The 16,110-nt window shown below is 53.3% G+C and carries 16 protein-coding genes; 10 read left to right on the top strand and 6 right to left on the bottom strand.

From position 1 onward, the window contains the following. Positions 1-75 precede the first annotated feature (75 nt). Positions 76-1,101: a LacI family DNA-binding transcriptional regulator gene (locus HMPREF1508_RS08645; protein WP_044961182.1), complete on the top strand. Its 1,026-nt coding sequence runs from the start codon at positions 76-78 to the stop codon at positions 1,099-1,101. Positions 1,102-1,168: 67 nt separating this feature from the next. Here HMPREF1508_RS08645 and HMPREF1508_RS08640 read toward each other — a convergent pair whose 3' ends face one another. Then, on the bottom strand, positions 1,169-2,131 hold the full coding sequence (locus HMPREF1508_RS08640; RefSeq protein ID WP_044961181.1) for a histidine phosphatase family protein: 963 nt from the start codon (positions 2,129-2,131) through the stop codon (positions 1,169-1,171). Positions 2,132-2,453: 322 nt separating this feature from the next. Here HMPREF1508_RS08640 and HMPREF1508_RS08630 point away from each other — a divergent pair, with 322 nt between their 5' ends. From HMPREF1508_RS08630 to HMPREF1508_RS08600, 7 genes are all read left to right on the top strand, one after another. Next, positions 2,454-2,771 carry a NifB/NifX family molybdenum-iron cluster-binding protein gene (locus HMPREF1508_RS08630; protein ID WP_044961179.1) on the top strand — a complete coding sequence of 106 codons (318 nt, stop codon included), beginning with the start codon at positions 2,454-2,456 and terminating at the stop codon, positions 2,769-2,771. A 62-nt stretch (positions 2,772-2,833) separates the two neighbouring features. Further along, positions 2,834-4,501 (top strand): Na+/H+ antiporter NhaC family protein, encoded by a 1,668-nt coding sequence (locus tag HMPREF1508_RS08625; protein ID WP_044961178.1) that lies wholly within the window; start codon positions 2,834-2,836, stop codon positions 4,499-4,501. Between the two features lie 228 nt (positions 4,502-4,729). Further along, a complete protein-coding gene (locus tag HMPREF1508_RS08620) occupies positions 4,730-5,005 on the top strand; it encodes a hypothetical protein (protein ID WP_006905656.1) in 276 nt (91 codons plus the stop codon). Between the two features lie 147 nt (positions 5,006-5,152). Continuing rightward, complete coding sequence (locus tag HMPREF1508_RS08615; protein WP_044961176.1) at positions 5,153-5,620, top strand: hypothetical protein; 468 nt, start codon at positions 5,153-5,155, stop codon at positions 5,618-5,620. A 389-nt stretch (positions 5,621-6,009) separates the two neighbouring features. Next, positions 6,010-6,360 carry a GntR family transcriptional regulator gene (locus HMPREF1508_RS08610; RefSeq protein ID WP_044961175.1) on the top strand — a complete coding sequence of 117 codons (351 nt, stop codon included), beginning with the start codon at positions 6,010-6,012 and terminating at the stop codon, positions 6,358-6,360. Beyond that, positions 6,357-7,046 (top strand): ABC transporter ATP-binding protein, encoded by a 690-nt coding sequence (locus tag HMPREF1508_RS08605; protein WP_044961174.1) that lies wholly within the window; start codon positions 6,357-6,359, stop codon positions 7,044-7,046. The genes HMPREF1508_RS08610 and HMPREF1508_RS08605 overlap by 4 nt, the downstream gene beginning before the upstream one ends. A gap of 9 nt (positions 7,047-7,055) precedes the next feature. Beyond that, positions 7,056-7,790, top strand: coding sequence for a hypothetical protein (locus HMPREF1508_RS08600; RefSeq protein ID WP_044961173.1), 735 nt, complete (start codon positions 7,056-7,058; stop codon positions 7,788-7,790). 116 nt (positions 7,791-7,906) lie between these two features. Here HMPREF1508_RS08600 and HMPREF1508_RS08595 read toward each other — a convergent pair whose 3' ends face one another. From HMPREF1508_RS08595 to HMPREF1508_RS08575, 5 genes are all read right to left on the bottom strand, one after another. After that, positions 7,907-8,092, bottom strand: a complete 186-nt coding sequence (locus HMPREF1508_RS08595; protein ID WP_044961171.1) for a hypothetical protein — start codon at positions 8,090-8,092, stop codon at positions 7,907-7,909. A 35-nt stretch (positions 8,093-8,127) separates the two neighbouring features. Next, the gene (locus tag HMPREF1508_RS08590; protein WP_044961169.1) at positions 8,128-8,388 is read right to left on the bottom strand and encodes a hypothetical protein; all 261 of its coding nucleotides are present in this window, start codon (positions 8,386-8,388) and stop codon (positions 8,128-8,130) included. 232 nt (positions 8,389-8,620) lie between these two features. Continuing rightward, complete coding sequence (locus HMPREF1508_RS08585; RefSeq protein ID WP_044961167.1) at positions 8,621-8,947, bottom strand: hypothetical protein; 327 nt, start codon at positions 8,945-8,947, stop codon at positions 8,621-8,623. A 38-nt stretch (positions 8,948-8,985) separates the two neighbouring features. After that, on the bottom strand, positions 8,986-10,746 hold the full coding sequence (locus tag HMPREF1508_RS08580) for an ABC transporter ATP-binding protein (RefSeq protein ID WP_044961164.1): 1,761 nt from the start codon (positions 10,744-10,746) through the stop codon (positions 8,986-8,988). Next, complete coding sequence (locus HMPREF1508_RS08575; protein WP_044961163.1) at positions 10,733-12,622, bottom strand: ABC transporter ATP-binding protein; 1,890 nt, start codon at positions 12,620-12,622, stop codon at positions 10,733-10,735. Before HMPREF1508_RS08575 ends, HMPREF1508_RS08580 begins: the two co-directional genes overlap by 14 nt. Positions 12,623-12,888: 266 nt before the next feature. Here HMPREF1508_RS08575 and HMPREF1508_RS08570 point away from each other — a divergent pair, with 266 nt between their 5' ends. Both HMPREF1508_RS08570 and HMPREF1508_RS08565 read left to right on the top strand, forming a co-directional pair. Further along, a complete protein-coding gene (locus HMPREF1508_RS08570; RefSeq protein WP_044961245.1) occupies positions 12,889-13,209 on the top strand; it encodes a metal-sensing transcriptional repressor in 321 nt (106 codons plus the stop codon). A gap of 101 nt (positions 13,210-13,310) precedes the next feature. Then, positions 13,311-16,085: a heavy metal translocating P-type ATPase gene (locus HMPREF1508_RS08565; RefSeq protein WP_044961161.1), complete on the top strand. Its 2,775-nt coding sequence runs from the start codon at positions 13,311-13,313 to the stop codon at positions 16,083-16,085. Positions 16,086-16,110: the final 25 nt, after the last annotated feature.

Below are 16,110 nucleotides of genomic sequence, written 5' to 3'. Positions count from 1 at the left end.
AGTCGAAAAGCCGACCCGGGGGGCCTGTGTTAGAATGAGCGCATTCTCATTTCAGCAGTAGAAAGTGATTGACTTATGTCAGCGACCATTAAGGATATCCGAAAGAAAACAGGTCTTTCTTTGGCTACGATTTCCAAATATCTCAACGGGGGCAATGTCCTCCCCGAGAATCGGGAGAAAATCGGCGGAGCCATCAAGGAACTTCACTATCATGTCAATGACATGGCCAGGAGCCTTGTCACATCGCAAACCCGGTCAGTCGGTATGGTTGTCCCCAGTATGGTCAGCCCCTTCCATGGAAGCCTGATCCGCTATATCGAATCTGAGCTCAAGCAGGCTGGCTACTCTCTGATGGTCTGTGACTCGATGGATGACGCAGAGCAGGAGAGGGACAATATTGAGTTTTTGAGCCGCAAAAATGTCGACGGGCTGGTACTGATCCCCACAGGCAGAAAAATTCAGGATATTCTTGATCTGGTTCCCGGAAGGGTTCCGATTATCACACTGGACGTCAAGTGGTCGGGTATATCCGGCGTCACGATTGACAATGTCAGAGCCGGTTATGAGGCGACTTCTTATCTGACGGAGCGGGGTCATCGCAGAATCGGAATTATCTATATTGGAAAACAGTGCACGGGCAGGCAGCGCCTGAAGGGATACTGCAAGGCCCTTGCAAAGAGAGGAATTCAAAGGGAAGAAGTCCTGGAAATGGCAACGGATGGAACAGTAGACGGGGCCTATGAGGCCATGAACCAGCTTCTGTCCCTTGACCGCCGGCCGACAGCGGTCTTCACCTGCAATCACGACATGAATATCGGCGCGGTCATGGCAATGAATGACGCCGGATTCCGCTATCCGACCGACCTCTCGATCATTGGATTTGACGATTTGCTTATTCCCAGCATTCTCAACCCCCGTCTGACGGTTCTGGAACAGCCCATGGAGGAGATGGGCAATGCCGCGGCAAGAATCATTTTGGAGCATATGCGGCACACAGATCCCGCGGACCGAAAGGCAGAACAGCATGTATACCGGGCAATTCTGCACGAGGGGAAGTCTGTGGAGAGGATCGATCCAGAAGAGGCAGAGAAAAACTCCTGACGCAGAGGAAAACTCTTGCAGAAGGGGGTCGATCCTGAGGAAGCCCGGGAAAGCCCTGTCAAAGAGATCAGCCCTGAAAGGGCATGGTAAAACTTCCATAGAAGGAAGTGAGTTCGTCCCCGTCTCTTAAGTGAGAGGTATCACCGGCCACCTGGCAGCGGAAGAGCGCCTGTCCGGGGATACGTTCCTCGGAGGAGAAGATGGTCACGGAGGAGGTGGGGAGGAAGAAGCCCTGCTGCATAACGGCGGGCGTGGTATTGATCAGGTGTGAGATCAGGATACTGGCGATGCCCAGATGACAGAAGAAGACAAGAATCGGTTCCTCCACACCCCTTGCTTCCATGGCAGCCTCCTGCTTTTCAATGCGGGATACCGTATGGGCATCGGACTTGATGTTTAAGTCCGTGGGTAGGGCATTCCCCCGGGTGCGGTAGTGAAGGCCGTCCCTATGGTAACCCCACTGGGCTAACACCTGGTCGAAACGACCGCAGACCCATTCATACTCCTGCTGGATGTATGTCTTCCTGGGATCGCGCTTGAAGTACTGCCCGTAAATCGTTCTGACCTCCGGGGTCAGTTCCGCCTCGACTCCGTCCAAGGTAGAGGCATGAACGCTGAAGCTGCGGTAGATCGATGAGGAGAACCAGGCTTTGGGGTCATAGAGCTCCGGATGCTCACTCAGGTAATAGGGAGGATAATCCCAGGGAACTCTGGCATTCATGGGATGCATATCGGAGTTGATGGGAATGGAAAATTCTCTGAGCCAGGGATAGACAAGACAGACCTTGGGGTCGGGATCTTTGATGACGTCGGCCGCGGGTGTGGGGTAGTGGCATTCCAGGCGGATGCCGTCTGCTTTTAAGGTTGGAAGCGCCGTATCCTGGGCTCTTCCAAGGGGAGAGACATAGGCCTGGGTGATCTGCCAGTCTCTGGCCCGCTCAGCCAGCAGGGCGGCCTCCCGCTTGCCCTTATCTGTCAGGGTGTCCGTGTCATAGAAGGGTTCTGCATGGCGGACAAATATAATTTTCATGTTCGCTCCTTTTTGATGTATTCTCATCCCCATATCTGTGAAAAGGAAAGACGCATCCGCTTTTGGAAATAAGCATCATCTTTTTAAGCTCCCCGATGTCTTGCGGAAAAGATGCATCCGCCTTTGGAAATGAGGCTTGACAGGGATTTGTTCTGCGCTGACAGCATCTTACTCGAATTATATATCAGATACAACTCTTATTTGAATGAAGGCAAACCGGGTTTCATCATTGTTTTATTCCTTTCTCTTTGCATGTCCGGGACTGATAAATATGATAAAATGCTCTTTGAGTTTATCAGGCATGCCGGATAGGAGGATCCCTATGGGACTGAACTATGTTGCGGTCACTTATGACGCAGGGAAGCCGATTCCCCGTTTTGAGAAGGCGTCCTACTTCAATATCTACTATGTGAAGGCGGGCAAGTACTCACACGGTCAGATGCTCTCAACACTTGATATCCCCGCGGACCAGCTGGTGGATCAGCTGACTGCCATGCGGATCAAGCGGGTGATTGCCAGGGACTTCGCGCCCAAATCTATGGCGCTTTTGCGGAAAGCGGGAATCGAATTCTACGGATTCAGCGGGGGGACAGACGCAGCCATCGCCGCCTATACCAGGGGAGAGCTTTCGCCCCTTTAGGAGCGGCGCAGGATATTTCTGAACAGAGCGAGCAGTAAAAGGCAGAGAAGAAAAGGAGTCGTATGAATAAGAAAATACCAGTAACCATTTTTCTGGTGATCCTTGTGGTGCTCATTGTAGCGAGCTTTATGCATCCGGTGGATATGACAGCGCTGGAGGGCTATGTCAGCCCTGTATATGCCAGTCCCCTGGCCCTGCTGCCGCCTGTGATCGCCATTGCCCTGGCTTTGATCACCAAGGAGGTCTACTCTTCTCTGATGCTGGGGATTTTCACAGGCGCCCTCCTCTACGCCAACTTCAATATGGAACTTATGCTCAACACCCTCTTCTTCAATGAGAAGGGAGGAATGATCAGTAAGCTGTCTGACACGGGAAACATGGGAATCCTGGTTTTTCTGGTGATGCTGGGATCTCTGGTGGCGATGATGAACCGTGCCGGCGGATCTGCCGCCTTCGGCAAATGGGCCGCCGGCCGTATTAAGACCCGGGTTGGTGCCCAGCTGGCCACTACGGCATTGGGTGTTCTGATCTTTGTCGATGATTACTTCAACTGCTTGACTGTCGGTTCTGTGATGCGGCCCGTCACGGATTCCCATAGGGTTTCAAGAGCCAAGCTGGCTTACCTGATTGACGCCACGGCGGCGCCAATCTGCATCATCGCCCCTATTTCTTCCTGGGCGGCGGCCGTGACATCTTCTGTGCCGGACGGCAGCGGAATTAACGGATTTGTGACCTTTCTCAACACGATTCCCTTCAATTTTTATGCTCTCCTAACCATCATTACCATGCTCTATCTGTCTATTCGCCGCGTCGATTTTGGCCCTATGCGGGAGCATGAAATGAATGCGCTTTTGCATGGAGACCTCTATACGACACCGGAGCGGGACTACAAAGATGACAATGGGAATTTTGTCAGCCCCAGAGGACGGGTGATTGACCTGGTTCTTCCGGTTGTCGTTTTGATTGCGACCTGTATCGTGGGGATGATTTACACTGGCGGCTTCTTTTCAGGTGTCAACTTTATAGATGCTTTTGCCAATGCGTCCGCTTCCAGGGGCCTTGTCATGGGAGGCTTCGCTGCCCTGGCCTTTACCTTCTTTTTCTATATGTATCGGGATGTTATCAGCTTTACTGAATTTATGAATTGCTTTGTCGAGGGATTCAAGGCAATGATCTCCCCTATCCTGATTCTGACCTTCGCCTGGACTCTGTCCGGCATGACCAATCTCTTGGGGGCTGACCAGTTCGTATCTACCATGGTGGCCGGAAATGCGGCGGCCCTGCAGTCTCTGCTTCCGGCGGTTATTTTCCTGGTGGCCGCGGCTTTAGCCTTCGCGACCGGGACCTCCTGGGGGACCTTCTCTATTCTGATTCCGATTGTGGTCGGCGTTTTCCCAAGCGGCCAGATGATGGTGATATCCATTGCATCCTGTCTGGCGGGCGCGGTTGCCGGTGATCACTGTTCTCCCATTTCCGATACGACGATTATGTCCTCTGCCGGAGCCCAGTGCCACCATGTCAATCATGTCTCTACCCAGCTGCCCTATGCCATTACGGTAGCGGCAGTATCCTTTGTCTCCTATGTGATCAGCGGTTTTGTGAAGAATGTCTTTCTCTGTCTTCCCATTGCGGTGATCCTCATGCTGATTACCCTGCGGGTCATTGAGCAGATCACGGGGGTCGAGCCCATTGAGCATACGGCAGGGAAAGCAAAAAGAGAGAAGGTTTAAAAAGGACCAGGATACAGGGGATGTGTGTTTTGCGAGCATGCTATTGTTATCCTTGTCAAGGAGGCTTGATTCCATGTAAAAGATCCTGCGTGAAGAATCATCTGATCTATTGCATGGAAGCAGACTGCTTCCGGCAGGCCGGATTCGGCTGACTATGACGGATTATACTTAGTTATAATGGAAGTTACTTAGTTACGATAGATTTACTTGCTAAGGAGGAATTTTCTTATGTTGCCAGAACAATCAATTGAATTTCGCTATGACACCCAGCTTCTCTTAGATGGTTATGATGAAGATCTGGATGCGGATGATGTGAGAGATTATATCGCGGACCACTTTACGGGGGATGAGCTTCTCTGTGTGGGCGGTGACGGTGACCCGGTCAAGCTGCACTTTCACACCAATGAACCCTGGAAGGTACTGGAGTACTGCAGAAGTCAGGGAGAGATCTATGATATCGTTGTAGAGGATATGGATCGGCAGACCAGAGGACTGCAGGGATAATGATTCCGCTGCATCAATGGATCGGAAGAGGGGGAATTTCCGCCGGATGATCGAGGGGATGCTGTTTCTGATTTGTCAGTGTTTCGATATAATGGTAACAACTTACACAGGAAGCATTCACAAACATGAAAAAGGAGAAGTGAAAAAATGGGTGTATTTGATTTTGTCAAGAAAATGGCAACCGGAGCCTCTGATGAGGACAATCGGAAAAACAAGGCGAGAATGCGGGAAATCTTCAATTCTCTTGTCCCGAACGGAGACGACTACAAGTTAATCTACTGCCATATGGAAGACTATCACAATGCCGTTGTTGTGGAGGTCAATGTGCACAGCAATTATATTGTCGGATATAAGCCGGGAGAAGTAGTGGTAATTGCAGTGGAAGCGGATTTGACGAAATATGAACAGCCGGAGTTTTTCAACAGAGAGAACGGATCTAAGACAGAGGCCTCATGGACAGGCTATTGTGTCGTGAAAAACAGCCAGGCCTCCTATCAGTTTGTACCCGTAACCTATGAGCCGGGTATTAATCGCGGGGCAAAGTACTCTGTCGCCGTGACCCAGTCCTCAGAGGAAGTATCCGCTTTCCGTAAATTCTTTAAGGCAGGTCTCTAAAATACATATTCTGTTTTAATTTCAGAAGGAATTGGAATCCGATCCAAGACCCCAGATAAGAGGGTGATAGGACAGAACCTGCTATATGGCGGCAATGCTCTTATCTGTGGGCACAATATTTCATATCTCAGATAACGAAAGCGGCTCTGGCGAGTGTATGTAGCACCGTCGGCAGACCGCTTTTATTTATCTCTCGATCAAAAACCCTCTATTCTCGATCGAATCCCCTTCAGCCCTCTGTTTTTCGGAAGAAAAAAATTTCTTCAAAGCCTTTCCAAACAAAAGCGTAATCCCAGTGCGGATACGCAAGAATGCGGAATCCAGAAAAATGAGTCTTGACTCTATTGAAATAGTGTACTAATATACTAGTAAACTAGAAAGGAGGAACGATGCAGTTTGATTCTTCGATTCCGATCTATCTGCAAGTGTCTGAGGCTATCAAACAGGACATTGTAGCGGGGCGGAGGCTTCCAGGAGACAAGCTTCCCTCTGGTCGGGAGCTGGCTCTGCTCTACCAAATCAATCCCAATACCGCAGCCAGAGTCTATCAGGTTCTGGAGAGTGAAGGTGTCTGTATCAGCAGGCGGGGCCTTGGAACATTTGTCAGAGAAGACGGGGACTTAGCCGAGCGGATTCGCAGGGAGATGGCAGAGGAGAACATAGACCGTTTTGTCAGCAGCATGCGGGAGATGGGATTTGGTAAGGAAGAGATTCTGGCGATGGTTAAGGAGGCATTATGATTCTTAAGACGCAAAATATCAGCAAGAAGTTCGGAGGAAAGCAGGCGCTTTGCGATGTGAGCTTCGATCTGGAACAGGGACAGGTCTATGCTCTTCTTGGAGAGAACGGAAGCGGCAAGACCACATGGATGAAGATTGTCGCAGGGCTGACCAAGCCGAGCGGAGGAGAGATTTTCTTTGAGGATGGCCCGATCAACTGGATGAGCAGGAGTAAGATCGCCTACATGTCCACAGAGCCCTATTTTTACAGCTGGATGACTGCGGAGGATGTGGGAAATTATTATCAGGACTTCTTTGATGATTTTCGGATGGATCGCTACCTGCAATTGCTTGGGAAAATGGAGCTGGAACATACGACAAAGGTGAGGGCGCTGTCCTCTGGGATGATGGCAAAACTTAAGATTGCGGTTACCATGTCCAGGGAGGCCAGACTCTATCTGCTTGACGAGCCCTTGAATGGGATTGATCTGATTGCAAGGGATAAGATAATGGGAATCATCTTAGAGTCGGTTTCGCCGGATGTCACCCTGGTATTGTCCAGCCACCTGGTAGAGGAAATGGAGGCAGTGGTCAGCAAGGCCATCTTCATTCAGAACGGGCATCTGCTGGAACTGGCTGATGTAGAGGATCTGAGAAGCAGGAAGGGAATATCTCTGGCAGATTACTACCGCAGGCTGATGGCATAGGAGGATAGAATGAGTAAGTTATTGAAATATGAATTGCGTAAGACCTCTTTTGTGAAAGTTTTCTTTCTGCTTTTTACCGGCCTCTTTGAGATCATCTATCTGCTGTCACTGATCGATAATTTTCGATCGGAACCCCTGTTTTTGACTGCCGGGGTGGGCTTGTCTATGACCGCGATTTTTGCCTGCCTGATCTGCGGGCTCAGGAGCATAGATCTCTTGTACAGGGAATTAAATTCTAAGCAGAGCTATATGCTCTTCATGACTCCTCGCAGCAGTTATCAGATTCTGGGGGCCAAGGTTCTGGAGAATGGACTGTCTCTCTTGATGGTTTGGGCTTTTTATATGGTTTTGGGAGCTCTGGATCTCTTCCTCGCCCTGGTTAGAAAAGGCGTGCGCTTTGATATAGAAACTATGATGCAGTTTCGATTCGGTTTTGCCGATGTCACAATGATGGCAAAAATGATGACCATCTACCTGATCGCCTGGTTCTCTGTCATTACTGCCGCTTATCTGGCGATTATTGTGCAGGCCACCCTTTTGAACGGGCGCAAGGGGTCCATGCTTATCAGCCTTCTGATTTTCATGGGAATTCTGAGCCTCTTTATCGGAATTAGCAATTGCCTGATCAGGCAACTGGCGCCGAGTGGTCTTTTTGGCCTCTTTCAGGCAGTCTACAGTCTGATCTGCGCCGTCTTATTCTATCTGGCGGGCAGTTATCTGATGGAGAAGAAGCTGAGCGTATAAACAATGGAATATACGCCTTACGAATATTCCATTGTCATGAACAAATGAAAAAGAAGGACTTCCGATCCCGCAATTAGGAGATCGGAGGTCCTTCTTTTCACATCGTTGCGTCTGGCTTAATCAGAGATGCGGTGAGAGAGGTCTTTGATCAGCTGGTCGATCAATAAGACAACCGCAATGCCCAGAACTGTGGCCAGAAGCCGGTGTTCTTCCGGCACCAGGCCAAGGGCAAAGGCGGCGAAGAGGACGACCGACAAGAAGAGAAAGGAGATGATCTGGTAATGATTTTTCAGATATGTCATGGGAAGCTCCTTTCCGGTCCGCGCCCGATCACAGTCTAGCTGATAAAACGAAGTGAAGGGGCAAGGGACGCGACAAAGTCCATATCGGATTCTTTGACCGAGATCTTATAGAGGATCTTATCAGGAAGGTTGCGCATGATGAATGAGGTCCTGGAGCCAAAGAAGCTCTTGTGGCTGACGGCGGAACAGTCCTCATATTTACAGCGGTAGGGAATTCCGTGTTCCGTGAGCGCATCCTCCATTCGGCTGAATTCCTGATAGTTGTATGTTGTGAATACTTCCCTCCAGAGATCCATTGTCTTTCGTCCCCCTTTTTGAAATATCGCAGGAAATGTTTTGATGCTCCTTTCAACCTGTAAATCTATATTAATCAATAGCACTTTTTTTGGGAGATGTGCAGTCTTTAAATTTTGTACAATTCTTCATATAATAGAATAGATAGGACAAAAATCCCGGGTCAGCTTGAAAGGTCTGCAGAAGAGACAATTCGGCTGGTTCGGGATTTTGTAGAGAAAATCAATGATTCGATCAGTCCTCATCCACTTCTGGGGCAGGAGGCTGATAGGGATCGACATCAAGAATACCGGGCATCTGATCCGGATATTTATTGACCTGCCCGTTGAGCCAGCGGGTCAGCTCTTCCATGCCTTCCTCAGAGAAATCCGCCCGGTGATGGGTCATCCCGGAGGGGTCGGTCTGAGGATAGGCATAGGGACCGAGCCAGCTGCAGGCATCCAGGAGCTTGCAGCCATTCTCATTGACCATGGCAATCCGGTAGCACATGCTGCCGCAGCTGCCGGTGAAGGCAGAGCTCTCATAGAAACTCAGATCGAGAAGTTCCCTGCGATGTATCATATGTTCTCCTTATTGTTCTCACAATTGTTTTCACATGCCTAGATGGAAATACCGGCGAACTGGGCCTGGTAGAGCCTGGTATAAAAGCCATTGGCGGCAATCAGGTCCTCATGTCTTCCCTGCTCGACAATGTGGCCGTCCTTCATTACCAGGATCAGATCGGCATTGCGGACGGTGGATAAGCGGTGGGCCACAATGAAAGAGGTTCGACCGGCCATGAGCTGGTCGAAAGCGGCCTGGATCAGGATCTCTGTGCGGGTGTCGATGGAAGAGGTCGCCTCATCTAAGATCAGCATGGGGGGCATGCAGAGCATGACCCGGCTGATGCAGAGCAGCTGTCTCTGCCCCTGGCTCAGATCATCTTCGTGGACGATGGTATCCAGCTTTCGGGGGAGACGTCGGATGAAGTCCCAGGAATGGGCCTTTTTACAGGCGGCAATGATCTCTTCGTCGCTGGCATCGGCCTTCCCAAGGGCAATATTGTCACGGAGACTGGCGTTTCTCAACCAGGATTCCTGCAGGACCATGCCGTAGGACCTGCGCAGGGAGTGACGGCTGACGGACCGGATGTCTTTGCCATCCATCATGATGGAGCCGGAGTTGACGTCATAGAAGCGCATGAGCAGGTTGATCAGGGTGGTTTTGCCGCAGCCGGTGGGGCCGACGATGGCGATGGTCTGTCCCGGGCTGACATGCAGGTCAAAATCTTCAATCAGGGGTCTGTCGGGCGAATAAGAGAAGTTCACATGCTCTATGTCCACGCGCCCGGTTGCAGGAGGCAGTTCTTCTCTGACGTCCTCCGATTCCGGCTCGGCCTCAATCAGATAGAAGACGCGGGCGGCGCAGGCCATGGCATTCTGCAGCTCCGTGTAGACCATGGAGAGGTCATTAAAGGGCTTGGTGTACTGGTTGGTGTAAGTCAGAAGGATGGTCAGCCCGCCGACCGTCAGCCCTCCCTGCAGGATGGTAAAGGCTCCCACGAGGGCGACAAGGGCATAGTTGATGGCATTGACAGCCCTTGTGCCGGGATTGGCCAAGGAGGAGTAGAAGATCGCTCTGACCGTCGACTGCTGCAAGTCGCGGTTGATGGCATCAAAGCGCCTGGAGGCCCGACTCTGGTAGGCGAAGGCCGATACCAGCTTTTCCCCGCCGATCATCTCTCCCACAAGGGCCGTCTGCTGTCCCCGCACCCTGGTCATCTCGTTGAACATGGCATAGGTATGGGTGGAAATAAAGCGGGCCAGGAAGAAGGAGAGAGGGGTTAAAAAAAGGACCATCAGGGAAATGACCCGGCTCCTGGAGAACATAAAGGCGATGGTGATGACGATCATGATCAGGCCGGAGAAGAATTGGGTAAAGCCCAGGATCAGTCCGTCTGAGATCTGGTCGACGTCCGCGATGACCCGCTGGACCAAGTCGCCCTCGGAGTTGGCGTCTAAAAAGGAGAGAGGAAGTCTCTGAATCTTGCGGATGGCGCGGCTGCGGATCTCCTGAACTGTCCGATAAGCAAGCCGGTTGTTGATGATGTTCATCAACCAGGTGGCGGCGGCGGCAATCGCGGTCAAAAGGAGGATTCGCCCCATAAAGGCGGCGACCATGGCAAAATCCACCCGGTTTTTAGCCGCGATATAATCGATGGCGTCGCCGAAGAGCATGGGAATATAGAGCTGAAGGATGACGCTGACTGCCGCGAAGAATACGCTCGCGGCAAGGAGCCGCCTTTGGTGGCCGATGACCCGCATGACCTTGCCGAAGCTGGCTGTAAAGGAGACGCTTTGATCGCTCTTATTTGTCTTCATCCGAGGCCTCCTTTCCTTGAGTAGAAGTGATGGAAGCTGTCTCATCGGAGGGCGGGCGGTTCGGTTTTTCCTCCGGGAACTGAGAGTAGTAGATTTCCTGATAGATCTGATTTTTTGCCAGGAGTTCTTCATGATTTCCGCTGCCGACCAGCCTGCCGTCGTCTAAGAGCAGGATCCTGTCCGCGCTGCGAATGGAGGAGGCCCGCTGGGAGACGATGAAAATGGTCAGACTGCCGGCCATTTTTCGGATCGCCTGTCGCAGGGCTGCGTCAGTGGCGAAATCCAGGGCGGAGGCGGAGTCATCCATGATGAGAAGCTCCGGCTTTTTAACCAGGGCTCTGGCGATGGTCAGACGCTGCTTCTGGCCGCCGGAGAGGTTGCGGCCGCCCTGTTCAATGAGAGCATCCAGGCCGCCCTCCTTGCCCTTTACTACTTCCGTGGCCTGGGCGGCGGCGATGGCCTCCCAGAGTTCCTCGTCTGTGGCGTCAGCCTGGCTCCAGAGGAGATTGTCACGGATGCTTCCCTCGAAGAGAAGAGCTTTCTGGGGGACGACGCCGATTTTGGCGATCAGGTCTCCCTTTGGGTAATCCCTGACATCTCTGCCCAAGACATCCACCCGACCCCTGGTCGCGTCATAGAAGCGGGGGATCAGGTTGACCAGGGAGGACTTACCGCTGCCGGTTGACCCGATGATGCCGATGGTCTGTCCGCGCCTGACGGAGAAGGAAATATCCTCGAGCGCAGTCTCGTCACTGCCGGCGTAGGTCAGGCTGACGTCCGTAAAGCGAACAGCGTCCGCGCCGGATCCATCCGGGACTGCAGAGGGTCTGTCCGCGGGGCCGGATGCGTCGGGATTACCAGACGTCATGTCTGTGGAAGCGGACGCACTGTTGTCCTGGGCTGCGGCGGCAATCGCCGGGGGATATGTCATGGAGGATTGGATATCGAAGACATCTGCAATCCGATCCGCGCAGGCTAAGGACTTGTTGATGGAGACAAGCAGAGAAGCGAACTTGATCAGCTCAATGATGATGGCAGCCATATAGTTGTAGAGGGCGACTACCTGTCCCTGTTCCATGCTCCCGGCATTGACGCGAACGGCGCCCAGCTGGATGAGGAGGATGATGGAGATGTTGACGATCAGGAAGCTGGCGGGGTTCATGAGGGCAGACAGACGGCCTACGAACTCGTTGGTCCTGGTCAGATAGGCATTTCTCTCATCGAATTCCTGAATCTCGGCCTCTTCCTTGCAGAAAGCGCGGATGACCCGGACACCGGACAGGTTTTCGCGGGTGATGCCGAGCAGCCGGTCCAGAGCTCTTTGCGATTTGCGAAAGAGGGGAATCGAGACCAGCATGATGGCGAAGACTACAGCGAAGAGAACAAGAGTCGCCACAAGGAAGATCAAAGCGGACTTGGCGTCGATGGTGAAAGCCATGAGGATGGATCCAAGGACGATGAGGGGACTTCGCAGCAAGAGGCGAAGGGCCATATTGATACCGGCCTGGACCTGGTTGGCGTCAGAGGTCATCCGTGTGATGAGGGTATCCGTGCCCAGGGTATCCAGTTCTGTGTAGGAGAGGGACTGGATGTGATCGAAGAGCTCCTGGCGCATCTCTGTGGTAAAGCCCACACTGGACTTGGCGGCGAACCACTGGGCCACGAAGGCGAAGAGCATGCCGGCCACAGCTAAGACGATCAGAAAGATAAAAGAGCGGATGATCAGGAGCCTGTTGGAGGCGGCAATTCCCTGGTCAATGATACGGGCGACCACCAGGGGAACCAGGAGATTCATAAGGGCCTCAAATAACTTGAAGAGGGGGGCGAGCAGGGTCTCTTTTTTATAGTGGCGGAAGAACCGCAGAAGTCTTGACATAACAATTCCTTCATAAATAAATACCGATCTTCGTCATTTTAGCACAGGTAAAAGGGAATGGAGAGAGGGAGGACTGATGTTAACCCGAAGAAAGGGGGAGAGCAGAAATATTTTAAAAATAGGGGAAATGTTGTGCTGACAACTTGCAGCATACCTATATGGGGTATATATTAATGATACCCGAGAGGGGTATCATGACAGGAGAGATATAAGAGAGATATGCGGCAGAGGATCTTATGGGATTAAAGGAAACAGGAGCGACTATTATGAAAGGAAAGAGACTTGCAGAGGAAAGACAGCCTGATTGCTGCCGCACCAAGGAGCGGGATCCGGAAGAGGACAGAGACCTGATCTGCCGCCTGAACCGGATTGAGGGACAGATCAGAGGGCTTAAGCGCATGGTCGAGGAGAAGGCCTATTGTCCCGATATTCTGACCCAGGCCCAGGCGGCCTCCAGCGCGCTGAATGCCTTTCAGCGGGTCCTTCTGGAGAACCATCTCAAGACCTGTGTTGTGGATGATATCAAGGCAGACAAGGAAGGGACCGTGGAGGATTTGACGAATCTTCTACGGAGACTGATGCGCTAGGGCAGACATGTCGGGCTGATACGCCGGACGGGATGGTTTTCAGAGCTGTGTCAGCGTAAAAGCCCTGTCCCGCGACAGTATTCTGCAGAGAGGAGCGAAGCATGAGTAAGGGAAAATACGCGGTTACAGGCATGTCCTGCGCCGCCTGTCAGGCCCGCGTCGAGAAGGCGGTGAATCAGCTGGACCATGTCGACCACGCGGTCGTCAATCTCCTGACCAATTCCATGACGGTCGAGGGAGAGGCCTCTGAGGCGGAAATAGTCGCAGCTGTTGAGAGAGCGGGTTATGGGGCCAGGCGGCTGAGCGGAGGAGATACCGGCGCAGGTTTGGCCGGGGCAGCAGCGGATCAGAAGGGCCGGACGGCTTTGGAAAGCGCCATGAGTCAGGAGGAGGCTCTCCTTAAGGACCTTGAGACCCCCAGGATGATCCGCCGCCTGGTCAGCTCCGTCGGCTTCCTCTTAGTCCTCATGTACTTTTCCATGGGGCACATGATGTTCGGCTGGCCCCTTCCCCCCTTTTTCGTCGGCAACCATGTGGCCATGGCTCTGGTGCAGATGCTTCTGGCCATCTGCGTCATGATCATCAACCGCAAATTCTTTGTCAACGGGTTTCGGGCTGTTCTGCACGGGGGCAGTAATATGGATACTCTGGTGGCCATGGGATCCGCGGCTTCGTTCGGCTGGTCCCTCTTCGCCACCTTTATGATGACGGACGCTGTCGTGAAAAATGACAGCGCCGCCGTCATGTACTGGATGGACAATCTCTACTTCGAGGGCGCGGCTATGATCCTGGCCCTGATTACGGTCGGGAAGACGCTGGAGTCCTATTCCAAGGGGCGGACCACCGATGCGCTCAAGAGCCTGATGAAGCTGGCCCCCAAGGAGGCCACTGTTGTCAGAACCGACGCAAACGGCAGAGAAAAAGAGGCTCTTGTCCCTGTCGAACAGGTGGCTGTCGGCGATATTTTCCTTGTTCGCCCGGGAGAAAATGTCCCTGTGGACGGTCTCGTTCTCGAGGGGATCTCTGCTGTGGATGAGTCCGCTCTGACCGGGGAGTCCATCCCTGTGGACAAAAATGCCGGAGACAGCATCTCTGCGGCCACCATCAACAAGTCCGGCTTCCTCAGGGCGAAGGCCACCCGCGTGGGCGCCGATACCAGCCTGAGTCAGATCATCCAGATGGTCTCCGACGCCTCCGCCTCCAAGGCCCCGATCGCCAAGATCGCGGACAGGGTCTCAGGCGTCTTCGTCCCCCTTGTTATCGCCATCGCCCTGGTCACCTTGATCGTATGGCTTTTGGTCGGCGCCGATCTGGGATACGCCCTTTCCAGAGCGATCGCGGTGCTCGTTATTTCCTGCCCCTGCGCCCTGGGTCTGGCAACTCCCGTCGCTATCATGGTCGGCAACGGCAAGGGAGCCAGGTCGGGCATCCTCTTTAAGAACGCGACATCCTTAGAGGAGGCCGGAAGAACTCAGATCGTGGCATTGGATAAGACCGGGACCATCACCCAGGGCAGCCCCCAGGTGACGGATCTGATCCCCGCGGAGGGGGCCGGTGAGGAAGAACTTCTGACAGCTGCCCTCTCCCTGGAGGCCAAGTCGGAACATCCCCTGGCCAAGGCTGTCGTCGACTACGGCAACAAGCGACATCTGACAGCGCAGGCGGCGGAGGATTTTGAGATTTTACCAGGAAATGGCCTGTCTGCCAGGATCGCCGGGGAACCTGTCTCTGGCGGATCCATCAGCTATATGTCCGGTCAGACAGAGATCAGCGACAGAATTTACGCGGAGGCCGACGCCCTGGCATCCATGGGAAAAACCCCGCTGGCATTTGCCAAAAAGGGAAAACTTCTGGGCCTGATCGGCGTGGCGGATGTGATTAAGGAGGAATCTCCGGAGGCAATCACCCAGCTCAAGCGGATGGGAATCCGCGTCGTCATGCTGACCGGGGACAACGCGAAAACGGCGGCGGCCATTGCCGGGCAGGCGGGCCTGGATGACGTCGTGGCAGGCGTTTTGCCCGAGGGCAAGGAGCAGGCCATCCGGTCTCTGCAGACTTTGGGAAAGGTGGCCATGGTCGGCGACGGGATCAACGACGCGCCCGCCTTAACCAAGGCCGACTCCGGCATTGCCATCGGTGCCGGTACGGACGTGGCTATCGACGCGGCCGACCTGGTTTTGATGAACTCCAGGCTGACTGATGTGCCTGCGGCTATTCGCCTGTCCAGAGCGACTCTTCGCAACATTCATGAGAACCTCTTCTGGGCTTTCTTCTACAATGTAATCGGGATCCCCCTGGCGGCGGGCTGCTATGTGGCGGCCTTCGGACTGACCTTAAATCCCATGTTCGGCGCGGCCGCCATGGCTTTTTCCAGTGTCTTCGTCGTGGGAAACGCCCTTCGCCTCAATCTCTTTCAGGTTTATAATACGAAGGGAGACAGAGCCGGCAGGCACGAGGTCAGCCGTCAGGCCCTGCACGGGGTGATTGCGGATATGCTGACGCCTGCGGGACAGAAGAAGACGAAGGAGCAGGCAAAGAAAATTGCCGGAGGTCAGAACGCAGGTGTGCAGGTGGAGAAATCTGCCGAGGATCAGAAGACAGATGCTTCGGCGGGAAGAGAAGAGAGCCGGGCAGCAGGCGCTGCCGAAAGAAAGGAAGATATGATGAAGCAGACAGTAAGAATCAAGGGAATGATGTGTGAGCACTGCGAGGCCACAGTCAAGAAGGCCCTGGAGGCCCTTGACGGTGTTGAGAGCGCCGAGGTCAGCCACGAGGCGGGGACGGCAATTCTGGAGGAGTCCAAGCCGGTTGACGAGGCGGCCATCAAGGCGGCCATCGAGGACAGGGACTACGAGTTCGTGTCACTGGAAGGATAAAGGCATTTTTCGGGGGCGGTTTCAG

Source organism: Shuttleworthella sp. MSX8B (assembly GCF_000524295.1).
Taxonomy (GTDB): domain Bacteria; phylum Bacillota; class Clostridia; order Lachnospirales; family Lachnospiraceae; genus Shuttleworthia; species Shuttleworthia satelles.
This window is presented reverse-complemented; position numbering and strand designations above follow the sequence as displayed.

What these genes read in the sequence shown, in the direction of transcription:
- HMPREF1508_RS08600 (WP_044961173.1), top strand. Translation starts at nt 7,056, where the DNA reads ATGAGTAAGTTATTGAAATATGAATTGCGTAAGACCTCTTTTGTGAAA.
- HMPREF1508_RS08580 (WP_044961164.1), bottom strand. Translation starts at nt 10,746, where the DNA reads ATGAAGACAAATAAGAGCGATCAAAGCGTCTCCTTTACAGCCAGCTTC.
- HMPREF1508_RS08610 (WP_044961175.1), top strand. Translation starts at nt 6,010, where the DNA reads ATGCAGTTTGATTCTTCGATTCCGATCTATCTGCAAGTGTCTGAGGCT.
- HMPREF1508_RS08630 (WP_044961179.1), top strand. Translation starts at nt 2,454, where the DNA reads ATGGGACTGAACTATGTTGCGGTCACTTATGACGCAGGGAAGCCGATT.
- HMPREF1508_RS08620 (WP_006905656.1), top strand. Translation starts at nt 4,730, where the DNA reads ATGTTGCCAGAACAATCAATTGAATTTCGCTATGACACCCAGCTTCTC.
- HMPREF1508_RS08595 (WP_044961171.1), bottom strand. Translation starts at nt 8,092, where the DNA reads ATGACATATCTGAAAAATCATTACCAGATCATCTCCTTTCTCTTCTTG.
- HMPREF1508_RS08625 (WP_044961178.1), top strand. Translation starts at nt 2,834, where the DNA reads ATGAATAAGAAAATACCAGTAACCATTTTTCTGGTGATCCTTGTGGTG.
- HMPREF1508_RS08585 (WP_044961167.1), bottom strand. Translation starts at nt 8,947, where the DNA reads ATGATACATCGCAGGGAACTTCTCGATCTGAGTTTCTATGAGAGCTCT.
- HMPREF1508_RS08565 (WP_044961161.1), top strand. Translation starts at nt 13,311, where the DNA reads ATGAGTAAGGGAAAATACGCGGTTACAGGCATGTCCTGCGCCGCCTGT.
- HMPREF1508_RS08570 (WP_044961245.1), top strand. Translation starts at nt 12,889, where the DNA reads ATGAAAGGAAAGAGACTTGCAGAGGAAAGACAGCCTGATTGCTGCCGC.
- HMPREF1508_RS08575 (WP_044961163.1), bottom strand. Translation starts at nt 12,622, where the DNA reads ATGTCAAGACTTCTGCGGTTCTTCCGCCACTATAAAAAAGAGACCCTG.
- HMPREF1508_RS08615 (WP_044961176.1), top strand. Translation starts at nt 5,153, where the DNA reads ATGGGTGTATTTGATTTTGTCAAGAAAATGGCAACCGGAGCCTCTGAT.
- HMPREF1508_RS08645 (WP_044961182.1), top strand. Translation starts at nt 76, where the DNA reads ATGTCAGCGACCATTAAGGATATCCGAAAGAAAACAGGTCTTTCTTTG.
- HMPREF1508_RS08605 (WP_044961174.1), top strand. Translation starts at nt 6,357, where the DNA reads ATGATTCTTAAGACGCAAAATATCAGCAAGAAGTTCGGAGGAAAGCAG.
- HMPREF1508_RS08640 (WP_044961181.1), bottom strand. Translation starts at nt 2,131, where the DNA reads ATGAAAATTATATTTGTCCGCCATGCAGAACCCTTCTATGACACGGAC.
- HMPREF1508_RS08590 (WP_044961169.1), bottom strand. Translation starts at nt 8,388, where the DNA reads ATGGATCTCTGGAGGGAAGTATTCACAACATACAACTATCAGGAATTC.